Origin of the sequence: Nesterenkonia sandarakina (assembly GCF_003003175.1) — a bacterium.
Lineage (GTDB): Bacteria > Actinomycetota > Actinomycetes > Actinomycetales > Micrococcaceae > Nesterenkonia > Nesterenkonia sandarakina_A.
On record NZ_PVTY01000053.1, the window covers coordinates 1 to 1,403 of the forward strand.

The window sequence follows — 1,403 nt, forward strand, 5'->3', positions numbered from 1 at the left end:
AGCGGATCTTCGTCCTGATCCTCGTCGGCTGTCTCTTCGGCCGGCTCGGGCTGGACCTGGGAAGCGCTGGGTTCCGGCGTGGGGTCGGGCTCCTGCGCGGCCGGCTCATTCGATGAGACAGCGACGTAGGCGAAAGCGCCGGCGACACCGCCCAGCAGCAGCACCGCGACGATGATTCCAATGATCGTGTTCCGGCCCATTAGCTGATGCCCTTCTCTCCCAGTAGCGGTGCAGGATCGACCAGGTTCTCCCACCCTGGGGTGGCTTCGTCGCTATCAGGTGTCCCGATTTGGAAGTGTAGGTGCTCCCCTGCCGATGACCCGGTGTTGCCCTGGGTGCACAGCGGGGTGCCGGGTGCCACGGTGTCACCAGGGTTGACCTCGATGCTGTTCGCGGCACAGTGCGCGAACTCCACGTGCAGCCCTGGGGCGTCGGGTTGCTTGGCGAGCACTACCCAGCCGAGTTGTCCCCAACTGTCGATCACGCCGGTTGCGCGGATCTCTAGATCCATCGGCGCGACGACGGTTGAGCCGGAGGGGCCGGCGAAGTCGATTCCTCGGTGATCCGAGACGCCGCCTGAGCAGTTCAAGGCGTTAAGGATCGGGCAGGATCGAGCACCAAAGTTCGAGGTCATGGCTGCGCCTGGAAGTGGGCTGGTCCACTCCCCTGTGCCAAGCTCTCCGATCTCCTGGCCACCAACGGGTGAGCAGTCGGCCGAGTAGTTCCCCTGCGCGCTCCCCATGATCTTGTCTACATACTCTTCGGTCTCAGGGAAGCCGGGGATTCCCCCGGCGTTCTGCACCGCCCCGGGACCGGCGTTGTACGCCGCGAGGGACAGTTCTGCGAGCTCGCGCTCATTACCGGCAAGGTCAGCGACCTCATCAGAGACTGAGGCCATATACCGGCCCATAGCGGCTATGGCGTCTTGCGCGTTGAACGGGTCTCCCCCGTTGCCGTAGGTGGCCCAGGTCTGGGGCATGAACTGAGCGATTCCCTCGGCTCCTACGGGGCTGGTGGCGTCGGGGTTCCATCCTGATTCGGCGTCGATCTGCGCGGCCAGGAGATCGACGGAGAGACCTGATTCAGCGGCCGCGGATTCAAGGGCCTCCCGGTATTCTTCCGGGATCCCGGAAGCGTCCTCCGTGGTGCCGGGGCGGCAGGAGGCTTGCGGCTCTTCCCCTTCTCCCCCGCTGATCGCAATGACGAGGATGAACAGCGGGACGCCGATCAGTAGGGCGAGGATGCCAAGCACGAGCCCGCAGCCTGATCCCTGCTTGTCTGCCATTTGCTCTCCGTGTGATAAATCAAGGGTCTGCCGCACGAATAGGTGACAGTTAAAGTCACGCCGCGAGAGCGACGCCGGTGTTCATGATTGCTTCGTACTCCACAGGGGTCAATCCCGA

General features: G+C 64.0%; 2 protein-coding genes. Both read right to left on the bottom strand.

Going from position 1 to position 1,403, the window contains the following annotated elements; translation table 11 throughout:
- On the bottom strand, positions 1 to 200 hold a 200-nt coding region (locus tag BCL67_RS15105; RefSeq protein WP_219886554.1), incomplete at its 3' end, for a hypothetical protein.
- Positions 200 to 1,285, bottom strand: coding sequence for a peptidoglycan DD-metalloendopeptidase family protein (locus BCL67_RS15110; RefSeq protein ID WP_106124218.1), 1,086 nt, complete (start codon positions 1,283 to 1,285; stop codon positions 200 to 202). The genes BCL67_RS15110 and BCL67_RS15105, both read right to left, overlap by 1 nt.
- Positions 1,286 to 1,403 lie beyond the last annotated feature (118 nt).